The organism is bacterium, from assembly GCA_041648665.1.
Taxonomy (GTDB): domain Bacteria; phylum UBA10199; class UBA10199; order 2-02-FULL-44-16; family JAAZCA01; genus JAFGMW01.
The window spans coordinates 23,570-46,277 of the sequence record JBAZOP010000005.1 but is presented as its reverse complement, the minus strand read 5'-3'; the positions used below and the strand labels follow the sequence as shown (position 1 = coordinate 46,277).

General features: G+C 58.7%; 13 protein-coding genes. 4 read left to right on the top strand and 9 right to left on the bottom strand.

The window, feature by feature from the left end:
- The first annotated feature begins 165 nt into the window (after window positions 1-165).
- Window positions 166-1,374, top strand: coding sequence for a hypothetical protein (locus WC683_03755; protein MFA4971701.1), 1,209 nt, complete (start codon window positions 166-168; stop codon window positions 1,372-1,374).
- Between the two features lie 82 nt (window positions 1,375-1,456).
- On the opposite strand, the gene WC683_03750 is transcribed toward WC683_03755, so the two are convergent.
- From WC683_03750 to WC683_03720, 7 genes are all read right to left on the bottom strand, one after another.
- A complete protein-coding gene (locus tag WC683_03750; protein MFA4971700.1) occupies window positions 1,457-3,391 on the bottom strand; it encodes a hypothetical protein in 1,935 nt (644 codons plus the stop codon).
- 158 nt (window positions 3,392-3,549) lie between these two features.
- Window positions 3,550-4,122, bottom strand: coding sequence for a transposase (locus WC683_03745; GenBank protein ID MFA4971699.1), 573 nt, complete (start codon window positions 4,120-4,122; stop codon window positions 3,550-3,552).
- A 203-nt stretch (window positions 4,123-4,325) separates the two neighbouring features.
- Window positions 4,326-6,746, bottom strand: coding sequence for a hypothetical protein (locus WC683_03740; protein ID MFA4971698.1), 2,421 nt, complete (start codon window positions 6,744-6,746; stop codon window positions 4,326-4,328).
- Window positions 6,747-6,985: 239 nt separating this feature from the next.
- A complete protein-coding gene (locus WC683_03735; GenBank protein ID MFA4971697.1) occupies window positions 6,986-9,739 on the bottom strand; it encodes a hypothetical protein in 2,754 nt (917 codons plus the stop codon).
- A gap of 20 nt (window positions 9,740-9,759) precedes the next feature.
- Window positions 9,760-11,745: a hypothetical protein gene (locus WC683_03730; GenBank protein MFA4971696.1), complete on the bottom strand. Its 1,986-nt coding sequence runs from the start codon at window positions 11,743-11,745 to the stop codon at window positions 9,760-9,762.
- A 316-nt stretch (window positions 11,746-12,061) separates the two neighbouring features.
- On the bottom strand, window positions 12,062-14,731 hold the full coding sequence (gene ppdK, locus WC683_03725; GenBank protein MFA4971695.1) for a pyruvate, phosphate dikinase: 2,670 nt from the start codon (window positions 14,729-14,731) through the stop codon (window positions 12,062-12,064).
- 35 nt (window positions 14,732-14,766) lie between these two features.
- Window positions 14,767-16,056 carry a glycine--tRNA ligase gene (locus WC683_03720; GenBank protein MFA4971694.1) on the bottom strand — a complete coding sequence of 430 codons (1,290 nt, stop codon included), beginning with the start codon at window positions 16,054-16,056 and terminating at the stop codon, window positions 14,767-14,769.
- Between the two features lie 146 nt (window positions 16,057-16,202).
- Here WC683_03720 and WC683_03715 point away from each other — a divergent pair, with 146 nt between their 5' ends.
- Entirely contained in the window at window positions 16,203-17,291 is a 1,089-nt protein-coding gene (locus WC683_03715; protein MFA4971693.1) for an efflux RND transporter periplasmic adaptor subunit, read from the top strand.
- The gene (locus WC683_03710; protein MFA4971692.1) at window positions 17,288-18,061 is read left to right on the top strand and encodes a phosphodiester glycosidase family protein; all 774 of its coding nucleotides are present in this window, start codon (window positions 17,288-17,290) and stop codon (window positions 18,059-18,061) included. The genes WC683_03715 and WC683_03710 overlap by 4 nt, the downstream gene beginning before the upstream one ends.
- 12 nt (window positions 18,062-18,073) lie before the next feature.
- Here WC683_03710 and rho read toward each other — a convergent pair whose 3' ends face one another.
- The gene (gene rho, locus WC683_03705; protein MFA4971691.1) at window positions 18,074-19,321 is read right to left on the bottom strand and encodes a transcription termination factor Rho; all 1,248 of its coding nucleotides are present in this window, start codon (window positions 19,319-19,321) and stop codon (window positions 18,074-18,076) included.
- Window positions 19,322-19,764: 443 nt separating this feature from the next.
- Here rho and dapF point away from each other — a divergent pair, with 443 nt between their 5' ends.
- The gene (dapF, locus tag WC683_03700) at window positions 19,765-20,583 is read left to right on the top strand and encodes a diaminopimelate epimerase (protein MFA4971690.1); all 819 of its coding nucleotides are present in this window, start codon (window positions 19,765-19,767) and stop codon (window positions 20,581-20,583) included.
- On the opposite strand, the gene WC683_03695 is transcribed toward dapF, so the two are convergent.
- Entirely contained in the window at window positions 20,584-22,563 is a 1,980-nt protein-coding gene (locus WC683_03695; protein ID MFA4971689.1) for an integrin alpha, read from the bottom strand.
- Window positions 22,564-22,708: the final 145 nt, after the last annotated feature.

Genomic DNA, 22,708 nt, shown 5'->3' with positions numbered 1-22,708 from the left:
CCATATAATTATCGGCAGGGGGTACATGCGGAGTTGCGGGGGGCGAAAAAATAGATTTACGGCTAAATTACTAATGATTTCAATATGTTATTTTGAACAAAAGACCCTTACCTTTCCACGCAACATTTGCAATAAACTGCCGATACCATAAATGAAGGGGGCTTTGTGACTACTATCAAACCGCCGGGATTTATCCCGTATCTTCAGCTTGTCCCTCAGTCTGCTGACCCGATCTTGCCGGCAGCAGGAAACCTCGCAAACGCCTTTCACTCAGGAAATGTCTTCGTAAACGCGGGAACGACCCCCCTGGATTTCCCGGGCACACCGAATCGCTCCGCCATGCGCTTTGCATCCGGGGCCGACGACATGACCGGACCCGCGCGCTTCGCACCACCGCCTAGCGGGGGAAGCGGCGGCGATGACGGGGATAACGTCCGGTCAATCGGTCCGTGGCGAAACATAGCATCGTTCAGGAATGCAAACGCCGAAGCGAGATTCGAAACCATGCGGCGGATGCGAAGCACAGCTGAGATCGAACAAGGCGTGATACTGGACCTGGCGAACATCTCGGCTGCCGTGGGCGCGGACACGCGCGAGACGCAGCTGGACTACCTGCGCGGAGTCATGGAGTCCATGGACCTCTATTCGCGCAGCGGCGCGACGGTCGCGCCAACCGACATGGTCCGCACCGTCAATCTGATCACGACCGCTGCGTCCGATCTCGCGGACTTCATATCGCTCAAGAAGGTGGAACACACGGCGCTTTCAGAGCGCGTCTCGTCCATGATGGGGCTTATCATCTCGTGCGCAAACCACCTCGAACACTGGATCATCGCCAAAGGCGCCATGGACCGCTCGACCGCGGAGCACCTGGCGCACATCTACTACTCGGCCGCGGTCAAGGGCGCGGGCGGAGACGCAGAGAGGGAGAGGCTCGCGTCCGGCCCGAAAAACAGCGTCTACATGGCCCACATGGCGAACGCGCTGTTGCGCCTGCTCGACGCACAGGAGAGGTTCAAGAGGCTCGGCAAAACCAACGAAGAGCGCGAGGCCATGAAATCGATCACCACCTTTGTCGTGCACCATAACGTGCCGACAAAGGGCAGACAGTGGGCGATCGGCTGCGCGGCGAATTTCTTGAAGAAGAACGTGGATCTCATGTACGCTGAACAAGGGGAAAAGAGGGAAGAGCTCCACCGCAAGTTCGTGCGCAACGTGCGGTTCTTCACAGACGGCAACCGCCAGTTCGCGCCCTCGATACTCTTTCACTGCCAGCGCGCGCTCATGGGCAGAAACGACGAGAAGATGCACCGCCGCTTCCTCAATTGGGCCAAAGACGAGATGCATGTGGGCGACATAATGGCCCGCATCTGAGTTGAATAACATCCTGCTCCATATCCGAAAAACAAAAACGCCCCCTCTCGGGGGCGTTGTCATTATCATATATATAGGGTCCCTATTTCTTTCGCGATTCCTCGACCACCCTGCCGGCCTTCGCTGCCTCGGCCTTCATTCTCTCGGCATCAGTCGGTTTCCTGGAGCCGTCCTTCTCGCGCTGCACGGTCTCTTCCCTGCCGCCCTCGGTCACCTGGTCTCCGCTGGCATAGGTGTTGCCAGTGGCCCTGGTTGAGTCGACGCCGGTCGCAACACCCCTGCCAACACCATCGCCGAGGGATGCGGGGCGGGAGGAGCGAGACTCTTCGATAATATCGGCATCTTCGATCTCGTATGGCCTTACCCTGTTTATGACGAACCTGCGGAAAGTGCCGAAGGCTTCACGCGCAGCTTCCGAACCAAGCCATTCCTCCTTGATCTGATCGTAATTGAGATCGAGATAATCCTGGATTAGGGCAGCCATGGTCTCCCTCTCAGGCCCCCGGTATTCGGCATCGGCGATGCTCCTCGCGAAAACACCTCGCTCTGCATCCAGGTCGACCCCGGTGCCGCGATATACCTGAACACCCGTCTCGGTCATATTTGAACTCCCGAAGTCCATGTGTGAGAATGTCACAGTCGTGCCTTCAGTGCGCCAGCTGCTCAAATGCTCCAGATTTTTCACTTTTAAGCCGCTCGAGGGATCGCTGATAAAATCATAGAAACGCTTGCTGTTCGTGGCGTTGTCGTACGTAGCTTCGGTGAAGCTGCCGCAGTTGCTGGCCGGCTGGCCCACTACCACGAGCGCCTTCTCAGGGTTCTCTGCAATAACGCGCGCAACGTCCGCATCGTGCCGGCCGTCTGGCGGAGAGAGCCATGAGCCGAGGACGATGTCCGACTGTCTGGCTGCATCGACTGAATCCATCCTTGTGACAAGGTGCGTCTCTCCAAGTTCCCAGCTTCCGTTGTCGGTCGCCTCTATGTCTATGCCGCGGCTGCGCAGGCCTGCGCTGAGCCTGCCGTCTCCGGCCCCGATCTCGCGGATCACGGGCTTGCGGCCGTGCGTGTCCTCGAAGCGCGCCGACATCTTCCTCAGTTCAGCGGCAAGCCCGTCCATGAACTCGCTGGTGAAGATCTGAAAAATTCTCTTTCCCTCGAGACCCATGACCGATTCCTTTAAGTCGCTGTTTTCAAAATAGCTTCTAGGTCGGATAGCGTCTCTCACTCTTGTCACCTCTGCGGCCGTCGGCTCGCGACCAAGATCGCCCCTCAGAAAGGCGTTGATCACCTCTACACCTGTACCAATGGAGCGCCCCTCCCACAATTCCCGTGGGATCAGATCTTCCACAACACGTACGGCAGTCGTTTCGGTCGCTTGTCCGCGCGCTATGTAATCTCTTGCTTTCCACTCTGTCTCATTTACCAGCTCATACATGTCCGTGATTTTTTCAGCCCTGTAATTTGCATACGATTCGATCTCAGATTTTATCTTTGGATCGACCAGGTGACCCAACCGTTCCGATACTATCTCGACAGCCAATCGTGCCCTGTTGTTTGGATCGGAAAGATCGAATCCGACAGATGTGGTCTCATCTGCAGAGAACTGCCCGCCAACGACACCGCCTGCGATCATTCCGAGCATCGGAATGATCGAGGCCTTCCTGTTATCCAGGACGGAGATGAAAGTCTCTACCCCGTCAACGATCGCATCTACCGCGGAGCCGACTGAAGAGAAGATCCCGCCATCATCGTCACCTGATGCAGCTGTCACGTTGCAGGCGATCGACGGGACCGCAGTCAGAAGGGTGTTGCCGCCAGGGGCAATCGTGCTGAGCAATCGGGCTGCAAGACATGCATGGGGATACTCCCCTTCGACTGTATCAACATGCTGCTCCACATGAACCGCAGCATCAGTGCCTGCCTCCGGATCCACGCACTCGAAATCCAGGCCGTCGTCAATGGACTGCGGACAGTCTTTCAGGTCTTCAGAAACACGGACCTGACCTGCGCCTGTCATGAAGCCCCCCGAAATAGAAGGCCTCCCCCTTTACTGACAGTATTATCGGCAGGCCCGACCCCCAAAGTTGCTTCCCCAAAGGGGTCAGTCCCCTGTTTATAACATATTGATTGTTAATGTCTTTTAAGGACAGGTTGAAAAAACTGAGGTGTTTTTGTTCAAGATCTCGGACTCCTTTGTCCCTCAAATTGTTTCTTCAGTTTCCGATAATCCAGATCGATCCCTGCCAACACAAACTCGCGATATGATTCATTGATATCGCCTTTCTCTCTCAAGCGAAACTCGTCCCTCATCAAGATTGGCTGAATAAGCGCGTCCCTTCCCCCTGTCTCGTAATAATGATAACTCGACCATGGATAATTTCTGGGATCTCTGCATGCGCCCGCATATACCGGGTTCAGCTCGATATATCTGCCGCACTGAGCCCACTGATCTTCGTCCTCTATGACAACTGTCCTGAATCTGCTGTGCCAGAGGTGGCCCTTATATGAATAGCGCTTGCAGTACTGATAATTGTAAGAGACGCAGACTGCTTTGATCAATGGTGCGAGCGCAGAAGTCTCCTCACACCATGCCAGAAAATGACAGTGCGTGTTCATCAGTACATAATGATGAACATATATCTGTACGTCCTTCAGATATCGCGAAAGCGTGTGCTTGAATCGTGAGAAATCCAAACGATTCCTGAATATCCGCATGCCGTTATTGCCACGGCATATGACATGGAGCATGGCAGCAGATGGAAGCGATCTTGGAGCGCGAGGCATGAACCACCATTAAGCAAGATGCGGGCCAACGGCTAAGCTGTTGTATTGTCGATATGTAATTTGGAGGATGTACAAAATGAAGAACAAATTAGATGCAAAATTTCAAAAGTGCGGTTTATTCAACTTGATTATCAACGAATTATAAATGGGGGACTGACCCCGATTTCCTATTTCTTCTCTGCGCCCTTTAGCACCGTGGCTGCCCTGGCTGCCCAGCCCTTCAACGCTTTCATGGCCCTGCCCTGCGGCCTGGATCCGTCTTTCTCGTGCACCACGGTCTCTTTCACGCCGGCCGCTGTAGGTTTGCCGCCGCTGACGTAGTCATTCTGTGTGGCCCTGGTCTCGGTAACACCGGTCGCAACACCCCTGCCCACGCCCTCGCCGAGTTCAGGGGGGAGTTCCTCCATATCGCTGACATCAAGCTGGACTGAGGGCTCGCCGGCAGTCCTGACTTCCTCCATCTCCCTGACATCGAGCTGGATTGAAGCCTCACTGGCATCCCTGATTATCTCGATTTCGTTCAGGTCGAGTTCCTCGACATCGGCGATAGGCATCTTGCCGCCGTGCCTCTTTGCGATCAGGCCCCTGACCTCCTCGATCATCGCGTCGACATCCTCCGGCGCATCGACTGCTGGGATCTCTTTGCCGTCAGTCGACACAGGCTCGCCATCCGGCGCCTTGGGCAAGGGGAGTATCTCGTTGCGATTGCCGGGCAGCATGATGACCGTGTCCACCGGCGGCACGCCGAGGCCGGCGCGATCGAATGCTACCAGGAGCCCGTCCCTGTTGAGTTTGCCATCGTTGTCTACGTAAATATCGACATCATAGAGCTTCGCCTGTTGTTTGGGGGGCAGGAGCTGCACGCGATGAGACCTGAACTCAGGGTCGAAGAGCACGGACGCCAGGGCCTTCGCGATCTTGAACCTCTTCGCGGCTCTCGCAGACTCGAACCATTCGTTGAGGAACAAGGCGTCGTGCACGGCATGGATCTCTAAGTTCCCCACGCTCTTCCTGGGCGCCGCCTCTTCCCACGCCTCCTGCTCAGCCGCCATGAACTCAGCTTCTCTCTTTACCCAGGAATCGGGCGGCATATCATAGGTTTCGTAGAAACGCGCCGGGCTCATGTTGCGGTCATCCCAATCCGCCGCTATCACATTTTTCTTCGACATCGGCGTCATCATGGACCACTGAGCATAGAGCCTTCGCGCAACGCCGTGGAGCTCCTCGCTCTCCATGCCCGCAAACTCGTCGATGGAGCGCATCTGCAGCGCGAGCTTCGCTGCCATCGGCAGACCGCTGTTCTCTACGATGACCCTGTCCGCCGCGGATTCCAGCATGTAGCCCTCGGCGTCATGATATGCCTCGCGCTGATCGCCGGACATACGCGCTACCTGGATGAGCGAACGCATCACATTGAAGAGGGCTCCCCGCTCACCCTCGATCGTCCTGCTCTCGTAGGTCCAGATCGACCTTGCAAAGGGGACCCTCATCGCCTCGGGGAGGAGGCGCCCGACCCTCTCGACTGAGCCTGCGATAATATCGGAGAGCTCTTTCGTGAGATCCGACGGCAACGGCTGGATCTCGGAAGCATCGGGCAGGGGAGGCGGCGACTTGTACTCTTCCTCGATCATGCTGTCATTCACCTTGGTCCAGAAGAACAATCCTTTGACCTTCGCGATCGCGCTGCTCACGCCGTCCTTCGCCCTCTCGAAGAGGCCCTTCTCCTTTTTCTTGGGCACAAGGGTCACCAGCGCATCAAAATCCTCCTCTGGGACAGAGTCGGACTGGGCCTGATACATATCCATCAGTTTACCGAGGTCCAGGAGTTCAGATTGTTCCGAAAGACCTTTCGCAGGATCAAACATGCCCGACTCTTCAATGCCGGATGTGACAGGAGGCGGCGGCACGTAGGCAGGCCTGGGCAGCGGCTGCGGTGCAGAACCGGGCGGCACTGCCTTTGCAGCGCCCGGCTTGTCTGCAAGGAAGAACTCAAGAAACGTCTTGAGAGTAGAACCGGGCGGCACTGCCTTTGCGGCGCCGGGCCTGGGCACGGGCACTTTCACTCTCGGCAATTCGAGAACAGGCAGATCCTCGGATGGAGCCTCCGCCCTCTCAGGCGGGGTAAAGGGCTCAGGTTCAACGGCCTCGGGCAAAGGAGCAGGAACAGGAGTAGGTTCAGGCACAGGCTCAGGTTTGGGCTCAGGTTTAGGCTCAGGTTGGGGCTCAGGAGGCGGTTCGGCAAGGGGCGGCAATTCGCCCTTGCCCATTTCAGCCAAGATCTTCTCTGTCTCAGCACGCGCGGCCTTTGTCTTGGCGCGCATCTTCAATATCTTCAATGCCAGCACGGTATTTACGCCTGCAAACACCAGCGCGCTTGCGCCGCTGATCAGCCAGCCCGCCAAGTTCCCTTCCGTCTTCTCCTCACCGGACTCGGCAGCTGTTACAGACAAAGCCTCAGGAGCAAAAACAGGCTCAGCGTCTGCATCGCCCGAGAGACCGGTCTGAATCTTCGGGGCCTCGCCGTAAACGCCCCACTTAAAGGGCGAGCCCTTCGGCATCGTGCACAGGCTCAAACCGTGCCTTGCCACATCCTTTGAGAATGCATCCGGATTTGTGAGATCTGAACTGAGGACGCTGGGGTTATTGCGGTACAGATCAGCGCAGGCAGGATATGATTCCCGCTGCGCGTGCTTACGAGCTTTGATCCTTCCGGCCATATCTCCCCGCGAGCATGGCCCTCCCCTCGATCAGATTATCGGCAGGGATTTGAAAAAGTTGCGGGAAAATAACGAATTACAACGGACACAGGGATAACCCAGCAATATCATTACTTTACATGCTCCCAGCCGACCTTGGATTTCCAGACGTTCGGCGCAGGCATATCCTTCAGCTTTTCTCTGGTGAGTCTCAAACCCCGTGATCTCCTCACCCTCAGATCCATCCGAGAGTCGTTGACCCCGCCCTTTTTCATGATGATCTCTATGCCCTCAGGGGAGATGTATCCGTTTTCATTCACGTGGTTCTTCATGAACTCAGGATCCTTCCGAGCCTCCGCCATGCCCAGGGCCACGAATTTGCAAAGGCGATATCTGTCCCCGGCGAGGAGCCCCATGAACTTTTCGTTCTCCGGTACGAAGAGCTGCCTGTGAATAACCCTGGCCTGAAATTCCACGTTGGTATCGCCCTCAGAGGCGACCCTTTCCGCCTCAAACCATGCCTTTGTCTCAGCCCTCTGCCAGCGCAACCATGAGTCGGGCGGCTCGCTCACGTTCGCCGCGGTCTGAGCCCCTTCTTTGACGATCGGTTTGAGCAGCGGTTCCATACCCCACTTTCGCGCCTTCGCGATATGTTCCTCCTGTTTCGAGACCTCTATAAACTCTACCTTATCCTCTTCCTCGAAGCCGCTGTACCAGATCTTGGCGCGCTCTATCTTGGGCATATCCTCCCACATCTCGATATATCTCTTCGCAAGCAGATCGAGCTGCCCTGCAGAGAGCCCTGAGAAATCGATCATCCTGCTGATCCTGTAAGCGAGCTTATCAACAGGACTGCGGTCGGAATGGACGAGGAGGATCCTGGCGAGACCATCGCGGGAAAAGACCTCGTCGGCCAGCTCTTCAAAGAAGTGAAATTTCGAGACCATGGCCATGGCCGAGCGCTGTATGAGCCTCGCCGGTCCGTCCCTCGATATCTCCACGATCAACTCTTTGCCCTCGCCGCCCTCTCCGTCGACCGCGCTCCGCACCCGCTCCGGAAACTTTTGCGCATACTTGTCAAACTCCCGGATCTCCTTTTCCGTCGTAAGCGTCATCTTCTCCGTTAAGCTGTCAGGCAGGTCCCTGTAGAAACGGTTTTCCAGGAGTCTCAGCCTCGCGTTGAGCGCGGCCTCCTGCCTGATCACCCACGCCTGAGGTATAGTCGCATCCCCTGCTACAATCGTCTCCCGCGCGCTCAGATTTTCGAGCAACGCCTCGCTCTTCTCGGCCGGCTGGCTCACCCAGAGCTCATAGTAGAACTCCGCCCTGCGCTCGATGTCCTCGCGCGGCAGCCCTGCGTAAATTCCGATTTTGCTGATCGCGTCTGCGAGCGCCTCGATGGAGCGGGCCTCTGATCCGGCGCGCTGCGACATCGGCACCCACTCCACCTCCCGCGAGGGAAGCCTTGCGAGCACGCTGTTTTCAAGCGGGGGCGCGGGGATCGTGGTGCGGTTCTCGGGGATATCGACATCGAAACCGGCCAGGGCCTCTGCTCCTTCCAAAGGTTCAGGCTCACTCCCGTCCCACTTGCCCGTCACGCTCTCCGAGAGCTCCGGCTTACGAAAGACGCCTGTCTTTGAATCTTCGCCACGTGCCACCCGGCCCTTCGGAGGCGGGGCCTTGAAAGGCGGAGGCACAGGTTGAGGCGCGGGTGCAGGCTCGCGGCTATAACCCCGCGCCAGCCCGTGCCCCAAGTGCACTGCATACAATGTGAGTTTTCCATCCTGGAATGATTGCGGCAGCTGCGCGACGTTCCAAGCAATGCGTGTCTGTGAATCCAAGGGGAGCTTTGCAAAGAGGGTATCTATGGCCCGCATCTCTTCGATGATCTTTGGTATATAGTCCTCTGTGTTGCCCTGAAAACCATCAGGCAGGACTTTCTCCCCAAATGTGATCTCTCTGTCGCCGATCAGCTGTCTTTCGAAAGAGTTGCCGAAACTGGATATAAGGGCGCGCCAGTGAAAGAGCGCATCGATGGTGAACCTGCCGTCCCGGAAGAACAGACGCATGTTCTCCTCGCTGTAGGTCGCGGCACTCCAGAACTCTTTGAGAGTGTGACTCTGAATAATTTGAGGGAGGGTCGAAAAACCATGTTCTATGGAGGCGATCACCTTCATGACGCTCTCGGGCATCGGATCGCCACGTTTGTACGGTCCTTCCCCTATGGCTATCGGGCCAAGCGGCACAGGTTCCAAGATCGGGTCCTGAGGTTGAGACGCAGATTCAGACGCCGCAGGCTCTGGTGCAGACGCCGCGGGTTCAGGTGGTTCAGGCGGAGACGCAGGAGCAGGTGCTGCAGGCTCAGACGTGGGTGCAGACTCAGATGCAGGTGGCGTGGGTTCAGGTGGCATCTCTTTTGGCCCCTCGCCTGAGAGATTCCGTTTCATGCGGCGATAGACCCCGTACGCCGCGCCGGCTAGCGCGATGAGGACGACATTTACTACGCCGCCTATGAGGAGGGCGCTGGAGGGACCTTCGCTATCCTCCGAGCTTCGAGCTTCAGGTTTTGATGTTTGAATCTCGGGTTTTGATTTTTGAGCCTCAGGTTGTGATGTCTCAGCCTCGGGCTTTGGGTTCTCGGCATTGCGCCAGCCGAACTGGATCGGCGCCGGCCTCGTGAACCAGCCGTACTTGTACCTTGAGGTGTCGGAATAGCGGCAGAGCTCTCCGTATTTCTCTATCGATCGCGCGAACGATTCCGGATCAGCGGGCTCGTTCGAGAGCGGACGCACGTTTGCGCCGCTTCGCGACTCGGCTTCGCAGTCAGGAAAAGCGGCGGCGCAGGGCTGCCCGCGGCCGCCGCATCTGTCTTTTATCTTCGGCATCCGATTCTCTGATCCAGGAATTACTTGCCGCCTTTTTCGAGCGCCTTCTCAATCAGGCCACGCGCCTCTTTTGCTTCTCTCTCGTCGAAGAGCTCCTCGAACCCGCTGTTGCCGCTCCTTCTCTCCTCAGTTCGCGGCTTTAGCCCTTTGCTCAAACCCATCTTTGCGGGTTTGTCCGGCAACAGGCCGCGCGCGGTCTCGACCGCATCCTCAAGCCTTCCCGTGCGGATGTAGTTGCTGTTGCCGTCGAAAAACTCCTCCGCAAACCCCGGGATCTCCGTCGCCGCCTTCACCACCTTTTCCGCAAGGAGCCGTCGGTCGGTCTCGGTAAACCCCGTATATTTGGGGTGTTTCTCCAATTTGCTCAGCGCAGATTCCAGGGCCTTTACCGGATTGATGTGTATGGAGGCCTGGGCCCTGAGACCACCCCGTTCCTCTCGGAATAGGAATCCATCTTCCACGCTCCCACCCACAACCTCCTCGCCGAGATCAAACGGGCCACTAGTCAAAACCACGGTTGACCTTCGCGCCGCCGCTATCTTGCCGGCCTCCTGTTCAGCCAAAACGTCCGCCGACGCAACGCCGGGATCTATCGTTCGTTCGCTCGTCTCTCTCCCCACAATCTCGGAGCGCCTTGCGTCAGCGCTTGCCGGCGCAGCGTACTGCTCATGCTGGACTATGGTCGTATTTGAAGTTTCTTTTGCCGGCGGGCGAACGGGTTCGTCCGGCGTCAGGGTCATTCTCCTCTCCTTGAGTCTCCACCACTCCTTGTAATCATCCGTCACGACCTCGCCGGTCTTAAACCAGGAATCGTACGGCGCCAACGCCGCCCTTGCTGCCTCCACACCCACCTTCTCCTGCGAGACATGTACGACCGCTCTTATGAGGGCTTTTTCGCCCAGCACCTCAGCGCTTTCCTTTTCAAAGACGCTGCCTATCGTCAGATACTCGGTAGTTGTCTCCACAAGGGTCTTGCCCTCGACCGGAAAAGCCTGCGCAAGTATCGCGGCCTTCTTGAGCTCCGCCGGCTTGATCTCAAGACCAAACTCTTTCTCGATCTCCACCAGCGGATTGCCCTTGATATCCAGCACCGCATCTATGACATCAAAATTCACGCTGACAGAGACCATCGGCCTGAGATTCGGGTCGGTCTTGTCGGCCTCCCTGCCCTCGGCATAAGTCTTTACAGCCTCTACCCTGGTGCCCTCCGGCGGAGTGTCGCTCCTTCGAATCAACGGCAGCGGGGTATCCTCACGAATGACATCCAACGGCTGAGGGGTCGGGGTACGCTCCCTCGCTGCGGCCAGCTCACGGGCCATCCTTATCGCCTCCTGAGCGGCTGATTCCGCCTGGGCTATCCTCAACTCGGCGTCGCTCGCCTGCCTCCTGGCGTCATCGAGCTCACGAAGGCGCTCCCTTTCCTTACTGGCCTCGACAGCCCTCGCCCTTGCGGCTTCCTCCCTCTGTATCGCAACGCGCTTCTTCTTCGCCGCCCTGAACGGCCAGCGGATGATATTGTAGACGACGACCAGGCCGAGCAGCGCCGCAACGCCCAGCCCTGCCAGGCGCTCCGGGCCCACCTCTTCGACCGCCTTCTCGAAGCGGCCCTTCATGGCAAGATCAAGTCCGGCCTCTATCGGGTCAAAGATCTCGGCAAAAAAATCCTTTTTCGCAACCGGTGCGGCGACCTCTCCGCCTGCCTGCGCCGCATCTGCAGGGAGAGACGCCTGGCGGGATTTATAGGCAAACCATTTGTTGCCCTGCCTGCATACCCCGTCCTGGCCCTCGAACTTGGACCAGTCCATGTTGCGGATCTGCTTGAAACTCGGCGCCTTGAACTTGCGGCGATCCAGACCCGATAACACGAGCCTGAGGCCGTGACCGTTGTAGCTGATCAACTGGGTGAGATCCGCTGACTTGAGATCGTCGCAGTCCGCGTAATCGGCTTGTTTGCACGCGCGGGAGTCCTGACCCGGGCGGCCGCACTTTGATACAGAATCACTCATCCCTAACCCCCTTGTTAAACCGGTGGGACCTATCTCCCAACCATGCTAATTATCGGCAATTTTTTACAAAAGTTGCGTGAAATACCACGAACGCCGCGTCATTTATAACTGATTGATTTTATTAAATATTTAAGGAGGGGCGTATAGGGGACAGTCCCCGAACAGGTACATCTGCAAACTGATGCATTGCAGACCAGGGGCAGAGAAGGGGCCTGTCCCCAGTGTACCCCGGTTATCCACACCAACTTTTTCAACTCGCCCTAAATTTGCCGGTGATTTGAAGGTGTTGAGACGGGGTGGAACGTCCCCTTCCCTTTCAGTTCTTTTTGGTCTCTGCGAGCTCTGCCTGGGCGGCGGCCAGCCTCGCGATCGGAACGCGGTACGGAGAGCATGAGACGTAATTGAGCCCGATCTCGTTGCAGAAGGCCACTGAATCCGGATCGCCGCCGTGCTCGCCGCAGATACCGATATCGAGCTTGGGATTGGTAGCGCGACCCTTGGCGACCGCGATCTTCATTAGCTGGCCCACCCCGTCGCGGTCGATCGTGACGAAGGGATCGCACGGCAGGATCTTCTTCTGCACGTATTCGCGCAAAAACTTTCCCGCGTCGTCGCGCGAGAAGCCGAACGTGGTCTGCGTGAGGTCGTTGGTCCCGAAGCTGAAGAAGTCGGCGTGCTTCGCGATCTCGTCGGCCGTGATCGCCGCCCTGGGCAGCTCGATCATGGTGCCGATCGTGTAGTCGACCTTGACCCCCGTCTTGGCGATCACCTCCTGGCAGACCTTGTCGCAGACCGCGCGCAGCTGCACCAACTCATGGTAGTGGCCGACCAGCGGGATCTCGATCTCGGGGATGCAGGCCACATTCTCGTCGCGCGCAAGCTCGCAGGCCGCCTCCATGATGGCCTGCGTCTGCATCGCGTAGATCTCGGGATAGGTGACGCCCAGCCTGCAGCCGCGATGGCCGAGCATCGGGTTGAACTCGTGCAGCTCCGCCGACTTATCGCGCAGCTTCTGCGCAGACACGCCCATCTTCTTTGAGAGGTCCTCGACCTCCTCGTCCGTGTGCGGCAGGAACTCGTGCAGAGGCGGATCGAGCAGGCGGATGGTGACCGGGTAGCCGCTCATCACCTTGAAGATGCCCTTGAAGTCGCTCTTCTGCATCGGGAGGATCTTGGCCAGCGCCTTCTTGCGGCCCTCGATGTCCTCGGAGAGTATCATCTCGCGAAACGCGTCGATGCGGTCCCCCTCGAAGAACATGTGCTCCGTGCGAGTGAGCCCTATGCCCTCGGCGCCGAAGTTGCGCGCCGTCTGCGCATCATGCGGGGTATCCGCGTTCGTGCGGACCTTGAGCTTCCGATACTCGTCGCTCCAGGCCATGAAGGTGCCGAAGTCGCCGGTGAGCTCCGGCGCTATCGTGGGCAACTCGCCCAGCATCACCTCGCCGGTGCCGCCGTCGATGGTGATCGGGTCCCCCTCTGAAAGCACGATCTCGCCTATGCGGGCCTGTTTGCGCCCGGCGTCGACCCCTAGCTCACCGCAGCCGGCGACGCACGGAGTGCCCATCCCGCGCGCGACCACCGCCGCGTGGGAGGTCATCCCTCCGCGCGAGGTGAGGATGCCCTGCGCGACCGCCATGCCCTTGATGTCGTCGGGCGAGGTCTCGAGGCGCACGAGTATGACCTTCTTGCCGTCCTTGGCCCAGCGCGCGGCCTCGTCGGCCGTGAAAACCACCCGCCCCACCGCGGCGCCGGGCGAAGCGGGCAGGCCCTTTGCCACCACCTCGCGCCTTGCCTTGGGATCGAGGCGCGGATGGAGGAGCTGATCGAGCTGGGCGGGCGCGACGCGCATGAGCGCCTCTCGCTTGTCGATCATCTTCTCGTTCACCATGTCCACCGCGATCTTCACCGCGGCCGGCCCGGTGCGCTTGCCGTTGCGCGTCTGCAGCATCCAGAGTTTGTTCTGCTGGATGGTGAACTCGATGTCCTGCATGTCGCGGTAATGTTTTTCGAGCTTCTTGTAGATGTTCTCGAGCTCCGTGTAGGGCTTGGGCATCGCCTCCTCGAGCGATTTCTCGTCCGGGGATTTCTTGGCCGCGACGTTGATCGGCTGAGGCGTGCGGATGCCCGCGACCACGTCCTCTCCCTTCGCGTTGATGAGGTATTCGCCGAAGAAACGGCGGTCGCCGGTTCCGGGATCGCGCGTGAAGGCCACGCCGGTGGCGCAGTCGTCGCCCATGTTGCCGAAGACCATCGCCTGCACGTTGACCGCGGTGCCCCAGGATGACGGGATGGCGTGGAGCCTCCTGTACTCGATCGCGCGCGGGGTCATCCAGGATTTAAAGACCGCGCCGATGCCGCCGATGAGCTGATCCCTCGGGTCGTCGGGGAAGTCGCGGCCCAGGTCGCGCTTGACCAGCTCCCTGAAGCGCGTGCAGAGCTCCTTGAGGTCGGCCGCCGTGAGCTCGGTGTCGAGCTTCACGCCTTTGCTCTTCTTGAGCTCGTCGATTATCGTCTCGAAATGATGCGACTCCGCGCCGAGCACCACGTCGCTGTACATCTGGATGAAGCGGCGGTAGGAGTCGTAGGCGAAGCGCTCGTTGCCCGTGCGGTCGATGATCCCGCGGATAGTCTCCTGGTTGAGCCCCAGGTTCAGCACCGTGTCCATCATGCCGGGCATGCTCGCGCGCGCGCCGGAGCGAACGGAGAGGAGCAGCGGATTCTTGGGGTCGCCGAATTTCGCGCCCATCGCCTTCTCCACGAAGCGGAGACCGTCCTGCACCTGTTTGTCCAACTCCTTGGGGTATGTCTTGTCGTGATCGTAATAATGCGTGCAGACCTCGGTCGTGATCGTGAACCCCGCAGGGACGGGGATGCCCAGGCCGGACATCTCGGCGAGGTTGGCGCCCTTGCCGCCGAGCAGGTTTTTCATCGTCGCGTTGCCCTCCGCCTTGCCTGCGCCGAACGTGTAAACATACTTGGTGCTCATCTGTGCTCCTCCTTAGTTGGTCCGTCGGTATCGAACTATCGTACGAATTTGTCTCTCAGGTATTCCGCGACTTTCTCCATCGGCACGCGCTCCTGCTGCATGGTGTCGCGGTCGCGCACGGTGACGGCGTGATCGTTCTCAGATTCGAAATCATAGGTCAGGCAGAAAGGCGTGCCGATCTCGTCGTGGCGGCGGTAGCGCTTCCCTATCGAGCCGGCGTCGTCGTACTCGCTCACGAAGCCTCGGCGCAGCTCCTGCTCCAGTTTTTTAGCGGGCTCCTTGAGCTTGGCCGACAGCGGGAGCACGCCGACCTGCACAGGTGCGATCGAGGGATGGAAGCCCATGACCACGCGTTTCTCGCCCTTGACCTCCTCCTCGCGATACGCGTCGGAGAGTATCGCGAGCGCGGTGCGGTCAACGCCCACCGAGGTCTCGATGACGTACGGCACGAACTTCTCCTTCAGAACCTCGTCGAAGTACGTGAGGTCCTTGCCCGAGTGCTTCATGTGGTTCGTGAGGTCGTAGTTCGTGCGATTGGCGATCCCCTCCATCTCGGACCAGCCGAAGGGCATCTCATACTCCACGTCGGTGCACCCCTTGGCGTAATGCGCCATCTCGTGGTGCTCGTGCGGGCGGAGCCTGAGCCGCTCGGGATTGACGCCGATCGACTTGAACCAGGCGAAGCGCTCTCCTATCCAGTACTCGTACCACTTGTCGGCCTCGGCCGCGTGGCAGAAGAACTCCATCTCCATCTGCTCGAACTCGCGCGAGCGGAATATGAAATTGCGCGGCGTGATCTCGTTGCGGAAGGCCTTGCCGATCTGCGCGATGCCGAAGGGGACCTTCATCCTGCTCGACACCTGCACGTTCTTGAACTGCGTGAATATCGACTGGCAGGTCTCGGGCCGAAGGTACGCGATGGACGCGCCGTCCGCGGTGGCGCCCACGTGGGTCTGGAACATGAGGTTGAACTCGCGCGCGTCGGTCAGATCGCCGCCGCACTCGGGGCACTTCTTCGCGTCGGCGGCCGGTATCTCGTCGAGGCGGAATCTGCGCTTGCACTGTTTGCAGTCGACCATCGGATCGTTGAAGCTCGCCACGTGGCCCGAAGCGATCCAGATCTCGGGATGCGCGATGATGGAGGAGTCGATGCCCACGACGTCTTCGCGATCCTGGACCATCCTCTTCCACCATGAGTCCTTGATGCGGCGCTTGAGCTCGCAGCCCACGGGCCCGAAATCCCAGAATCCGTTGATCCCGCCGTAGATCTCGCTGGACTGGAATATGAAGCCCCGCCTCTTGCACAACGACACCAGAACTTCCATCTCAACCATAAGAACCCCTTGAATTATCGGGAAAAAAGGAAGCGGTCAGTTACCATGCGAAACCTTTACCGTCAAGGGCTATGGAGCCCCCTTTTCCATTGCCTAGCGTCCCCCTTTCACTATAATCCCGGCGCATCCAACGACTTATGAAATCAGCCATCTTAATCACCCTGGCCGCCGTGATCATCGTGGCCTTCAGCTGCTCGAACGAGCGGGGCGGATTCCTGTCAAATCTTCTGAGGGGCGAGGCCTCCGGGATACCGGTCACGGTCGAAACCGTGGCGACGGAGGACAAGGCGAACATCTCCCAGATCCCGGCTACGCTCTCAGCCTCTGAAAAAGCGGACATATCCCTGCCCGAGGATGCGGTCATCGAGTCCTTCGCGGTTGCCGAGGGACAGGCGGTGAACGCGGGCGAAGTCATCGCGAGGATCTCGGAGGAGGAGTTTGCGGTGAGGCTGGCGAGGATGAGGGCCGACCTCAGGGAGATCCGCAACAAGGCCGAGAAGGACAGCTACATCCTGCGAAACCGCGACAGGCTCCTCGACGAGGGACGCATAGACCAGGAGCAGTACGATGAGGTCGAAAAAGAGGTCGCGGACGACGAAGCGGAGATCGAGAGGATACAGGCCGATATCGGCCGGGCGGAGACGAACATCGGGGAGCCCGGCATCACGAGCCCGATAAGCGGAGTGCTCGTGAAGAGGCTGGTCACGGCCGGCTCCATGGCGGCGGCGGGCAGTCCGATCGCCACGGTGAAGCGGATGGACCCGGCGCTCGTGGAGTTCAGGATAGGACAGGAGATGTCCGGCGACATAAAGGCCGGCTCACGGCTAAACGTCGTGTTCCCGTCGCTCGGCGACAGGAGGGAACAGGCGACCGTGACGGCGATCGACACGAAGATCGACCCATCGGACAACAAACTCATCGTGCGCGCCTCCATCCCCAACCCCGCGGCAATCTACAAGGAGGGGATGACGGCGGCCGTGGAGATGACGGGCGACACCACGCGCCGCGTCCACCTCGTACCCGAGAGCTCCATCATCAGGGAGACACGAGGATATTTCGTCTTCACGGTCGTGAACGGCAAGGCGCACAAGGTTCAGGTCATACCCGAACAGACGCGCGGCAGCCTCGTCGAGATAGCGAGAGGGCTTGCGGACGACGACATGGTCATAGTCAGCGGGCATGACAGGATCAAAGAAGGGACGGCCGTGGATATATGGGGCAGATGAAAACAAAATATATTTTCTTCGCGCTCTTGCTGGCGGCCCTGGCTACGCCGATCCAGTGCAGCGCCGCGCCGAAATCCCCCTACATCTGGAGGCAGCTCAGGGACGGGCTGCAGTACGCGACCTACTCGTTCGACCTGTCCGAAGGCGAACGCACCTGGATACACGCCTTCAGGATCGATCCGGCGAAATACGGACTGGACGTGGCCATGGCGGCCAACGAGAAGGAAGGCGCCACAATCCGGGAGATGGCCGACAGGAAAGGCGCGCTCGTAGCGATCAACGGCGGCTTCTTCACGCCGGAGCACGAGTCCATCGGCCTCATCATCAGCGGCAAAAAACAGCTGAGGCCCCTGCACAACACGAGCTGGTGGAGCGTCTTCTATATCGCGGACAAAAAGCCGGCCATCGCGACGCCGAAGGATTTCAAGGACAGCGGCAACGTCTCGATGGCGCTGCAGGTGGGCCCGAGGCTCACGATAGGCGGCAGCGTCCCCAAGCTCAAGGAAGGGCTATCGGCGCGCTCCGCCGTCGGCATCGACGGGCAGGGCATGGTCGTGCTCCTCATCACCTCGGGCCACGGCATCTCGCTCAAGGAGCTCGCAAAGCGCATGGGTGGGCGCATGTTCAACGGCGGTTTCGACTGCCAGGACTCGATGGCGCTCGACGGCGGGGGTTCCTCGCAGATGTACGCCAAGGTCGGCGACTTCAGCCTCTCTCTCGAGGGGCTCGCCAAGGTGACGAACGGAATCGTGGTGCTTCCAAGGAAGTAATCGACAGCGGTCCTACTGATTCATCGACATCAGGAATTCCTTGTTGGTCTTGCAGGGCGTGACCTTGTCGAGCAGGAACTCCATCGCGTCGATCTGGTTGAGCGGTTGGAGCATCTTGCGCAGGATCCAGACCTTGCCCAGCTCCTCCTCGTTGAGCAGGAGCTCTTCCTTGCGCGTGCCGGACTTGTTGATATCAAGGCAGGGGAAGATGCGCTTCTCCATGAGCTTGCGGTCGAGGTGGATCTCCATGTTGCCCGTGCCCTTGAACTCCTCGAAGATGACCTCGTCCATGCGGCTGCCCGTGTCGATCAACGCGGTGCCGATGATGGTGAGCGACCCCCCCTCCTCGATGTTGCGCGCGGCGCCGAAGAAGCGCTTGGGCTTGTGCAAGGCATTTGAGTCCACGCCGCCGGAGAGGATCTTGCCCGAAGGCGGAACCACTGAGTTGTAGGCGCGGGCGAGCCTCGTGATGGAATCGAGCAGGATCACGACGTCCCTGCCATGCTCGACCATGCGCTTGGCCTTCTCCAGCACCATCTCCGAGACCTGCACGTGGCGCTGCGCCGGCTCGTCGAACGTGGACGAGACGACTTCCGCCTTGACCGAGCGCTCCATATCCGTGACCTCCTCGGGGCGCTCGTCGATCAAAAGCACGATCATGTATATCTCGGGGTGATTCGAGGTGATGGCGTTCGCGACGTTCTGCAGGAGCACCGTCTTGCCCGCGCGAGGCGGAGAGACGATGAGCGCGCGCTGACCCTTCCCGATCGGGGTGAAGAGATCCATGATGCGCGTGGAGTGGTTCTTCATGTCGAACTCGAGCTTGATCCTCTGGTTCGGATAGAGCGGGGTCAGGTTGTCGAAGATCGTCTTTTCCTTGGCCTTCTCCGGGGCCTCGAGATTTATCGTCTCGACCTTGAGCAGCGCGAAGTAACGCTCGCCCTCCTTCGGCGGCCTGATCTGGCCCGCGATCGTATCGCCGGTGCGCAGGCCGAAGCGGCGGATCTGCGAGGGGGAGACGTAGATGTCGTCCGGGCCCGGCAGATAGTTGTAGTCGGGCGAGCGCAGGAAGCCGAAACCGTCCGGCAGGGTCTCGAGAACCCCCTCGCCGAATATGGCGCCGTTCTTGTCGGTCTGCGCCTGCAGGAGCGCGAAGATCAGCTCCTGTTTGCGCATGGCCGCCGCGTTCTCGATGTTGAACTGGTTTCCCAGCTCCAGAAGCTCCGCGATCTTCTTGCCCTTGAGTTCATTGAGATGCATATAGTTCTGTTCCCTTTCCGCAGCGCGCCGACATGGCGCACCGTCGCGCAACATATGTGCGCAAGATCGTTATTTTATAGAAATTACCGGTTTCATCCTTTGGGAGGGTTTTATTCAAATAAAATCAACATTTGGTCACAAATGCCGCCTACAGGTAGGTCAAAAAGTTGTGAAGGATTATCTTACCTCGAAAAGTTGAGTCACTTTGCTCTAACTACTTGATTAAGTCAAGCTTTTTGAACCCACCCCTCAACAACCTGTTTCTTGGAAAACTTTTTGAATTTTCGCGATGTTATGAGACTAATGGGGTCCTCTTTGCTTGACAAAGGAATGGCCAGCTGTTATCTTATTCTAAATTATTCTTATAAATCAAATGGTTACAGTGTTTGCCACAACTCCCAAAAACGAGGAGAAAGACCATGGCAGACCAAAAAAAGGCTAAGATGCGCACCTTTATAAAGATGCAGGGCATAGGCAACGACGTGATCTTGATCGATTGCCTCAAATCATCGCTGAGCAACCCGGCCCATGCCGCGCGAAAACTCTGCAACCGCAACTTCGGCATAGGCGCCGACCAGCTGATCCTTCTCGTGAAGTCGCGCAAGTGCGACTTCGGCATGCGCGTCTTCAACGCGGACGGCGGCGAGGCCGACATGTGCGGCAATGGAATCCGATGCCTCGCCAAGTACATCCGGGACAGCAAGCTGTCGGTGAAAAAGGAGCTCTGCATCGAGACACTCGCCGGCCCCCGCATGGTCAAGGGCACCGGCAAGACCTTCCGCACGGACATGGGCGAGCCGATCATGAAGGGCAAGGACATCCCGGTCAACCTCTCGGGCAGGATAATCAACAGGCCGCTCAAGACCGAGACAAAGGAGTTCCGCATCACCTGTCTCTCCATGGGCAACCCGCACTGCGTCACATTCCACGACAACCTGGACAACGTGCCCGTCGAAAAGTACGGACCGCTGCTCGAAAACTACAGCATATTCCCCAAGCGCGTGAACGTGAGCTTCGTGAACGTGGTCAGCAAACAGGAGCTGCAGCTCCGGGTCTGGGAGCGCGGCACGGGCGCCACGCTCGCGTGCGGCACAGCGGCGTGCGCCTCCGCAGTGGCGTCGGTGCTCAACGGATTCACAGACCGCAAGGTCACGGTCGTGCAGCAGGGGGGGAAACTCGATATCGAATGGAGCACTAGCGACAACCACGTCTACATGACAGGACCTGCCGAAACGGTGTTCACCGGACAGATAATGATATAGCTAATTCTGCAAGGGATCCTGCCCGTCTCTCTGTTCCGGCTCAGGGGGCTGCTCGGGCTCAGGCTTGTAATCCTCGATCGGATACTGAGTATCGGAGAACCCGCTCCAGACGCTGCCCACTGCCGTCATGCCGGTCGAAGACGCCGCATCCGGGCTGTCGATCTTCAGCGCAGCATCGCCCAGATATACCGTGCTCCCCGAGTAAGAAGAGGACCCCATGAATACATAGATCGAGGACTGTCCGCTCGTCTTGTCGAAAGCGCCGATCGCAAAATCGTCATAGCCGTCGTTGTTCAGATCGCCTATGCCTGCGCTCGCGTAGATCGCCTCATCCATGTCCTCGGTGGCAGGATCGACTACGCCGCTGATCACCAGATCAGCATCCGATTTGGCGTAAGTCAGCGGGAGCTGATCCCAGCTTTGCCTTCCAAGATAGAGATACGCCCTTGCGTTGGGATAACCGGGGGCGAGCGGTTCGAACAGCGATACGACTAAGACATCGTCGATCCCGTCGCCGTTGACGTCTCCGGCGCTAGCCGCCTGGAAGCCCATGATCTCGTCGTCGGCAGCGAACATCACGTCCGCATCGCCGGGCAAGAGGGGCGTGTCCATGGCCCTAGGCCCGAAGAAGATGAAGGCGGCGCCATAGTCCATGCTGATATCCGGCGGATAGGCCGACATGTCTGTTTGGATGGCAGAGACGATCAGGTCCGCATAGCCGTCGCCGTTGACGTCCGCAAGGTCGTACAGGTATCCGAATCCCTGATAATCAACGCCTCCTCCCCAGAGATAGCTGGTCGGCTGGACCTCTCCTGCAAAGGACTGACCTCCCTTGTAAAAATAGAGCACCCAATAACCGACCATTTCCGCGGCGTCTATCGTAGCGGAGGAAACGAATATATCGTCGATCCCGTCGCCGTCGAAATCCGCGTTGCCCTTTATATGGAATCCCAAGTTCCAGTTGGCGGCAGGATGTTCATTCTTCAACACCGCGTTTGCGACCGAGCTGTCGAGGTCGCTGCCCCAAGGCCCCAGGAAGAGACGCGGTTCCCTCGATTCATCCGGGTCCGCAACACCGCCCCTGCCGCATCCAACGAAATCGCCGTATCCGTCGTTGTTCACATCGCCCACAAACGCCACATGAAAGCCGAACCTCTGATCCGTAGCTTCGCCTTCGACATAAAGAAGGTCCTGAAGAATAGCCGCATCCAGGAGAGACACGATATCGAGGTATATCTTGCCGGCGCTTCCCAGACCGCCGTCGCTCGTGGCAGTGCGCGCGCCGATAAGGAGATTGGGGCCCCCGCCCGTCGTGACGCCCATGCTGTCCGTCATCGTAAGCTCGGCGCCTAACCTGTTGTCGGCCTCAGGCGGAACGTTTTCAGCATAGTCCATCCCCTCCGAAGGCGTAGTATTGCCGTAATAGAGCCTGGCCAGGCCGTCGTTGCCGTTCGCCGTGTAATCGCCGACGAGGAAGTCCGCGAAGCAGTCGCCATCCACGCTGCCCGCCTTGGTCGTCACCGATATGGAGCTGTCCACCACCTGCAGCGTGAGGTTCTCGAAGACAGCGCCCTCCGCATCCGCTATCACTCCCTCCGCCACCGCGATATCGTATGCAAAGCCGCACTGCATGGGGCTGCATATGAACCACCGGCTCCCGACATTGCTTGCGAGGACGTTGGAGGCTACCTCGACCCCGGATTCGTTCACGACCGTAATCGCCGTTGCCAGCGAAGCCTGGTCGATCCCAGGGAGCGTCGCCGACGGATCGCCCGCTGCAAAGGTGGCCACCCAGCATTTGCGCTCAGCGTCCTTCTCCACTGTCATGGTGACGGCAACCTGATTCACGCTCCCATCCCCATTTTCATCTTCACCGAAGATTATGGCGCCTTTGCAGCCCGACAGGGCTGCGAAGACAAGACACAACATCGCAGCCACACAGGCGGCCTTCATATACCCAAGAGATTTATATGTAGTCATAGCCCCGCTCCTTCCCAAAATAATGGGTTCAAATGCCTTCTCAAAGGCACGCTCATTAATATGCACATTGGATGCCAAGATCGCCCTCCCCTTTAAGCAGTTAATACGCTGATAAATAAGCTTATTTAGACCGCGCCTCTGAAAT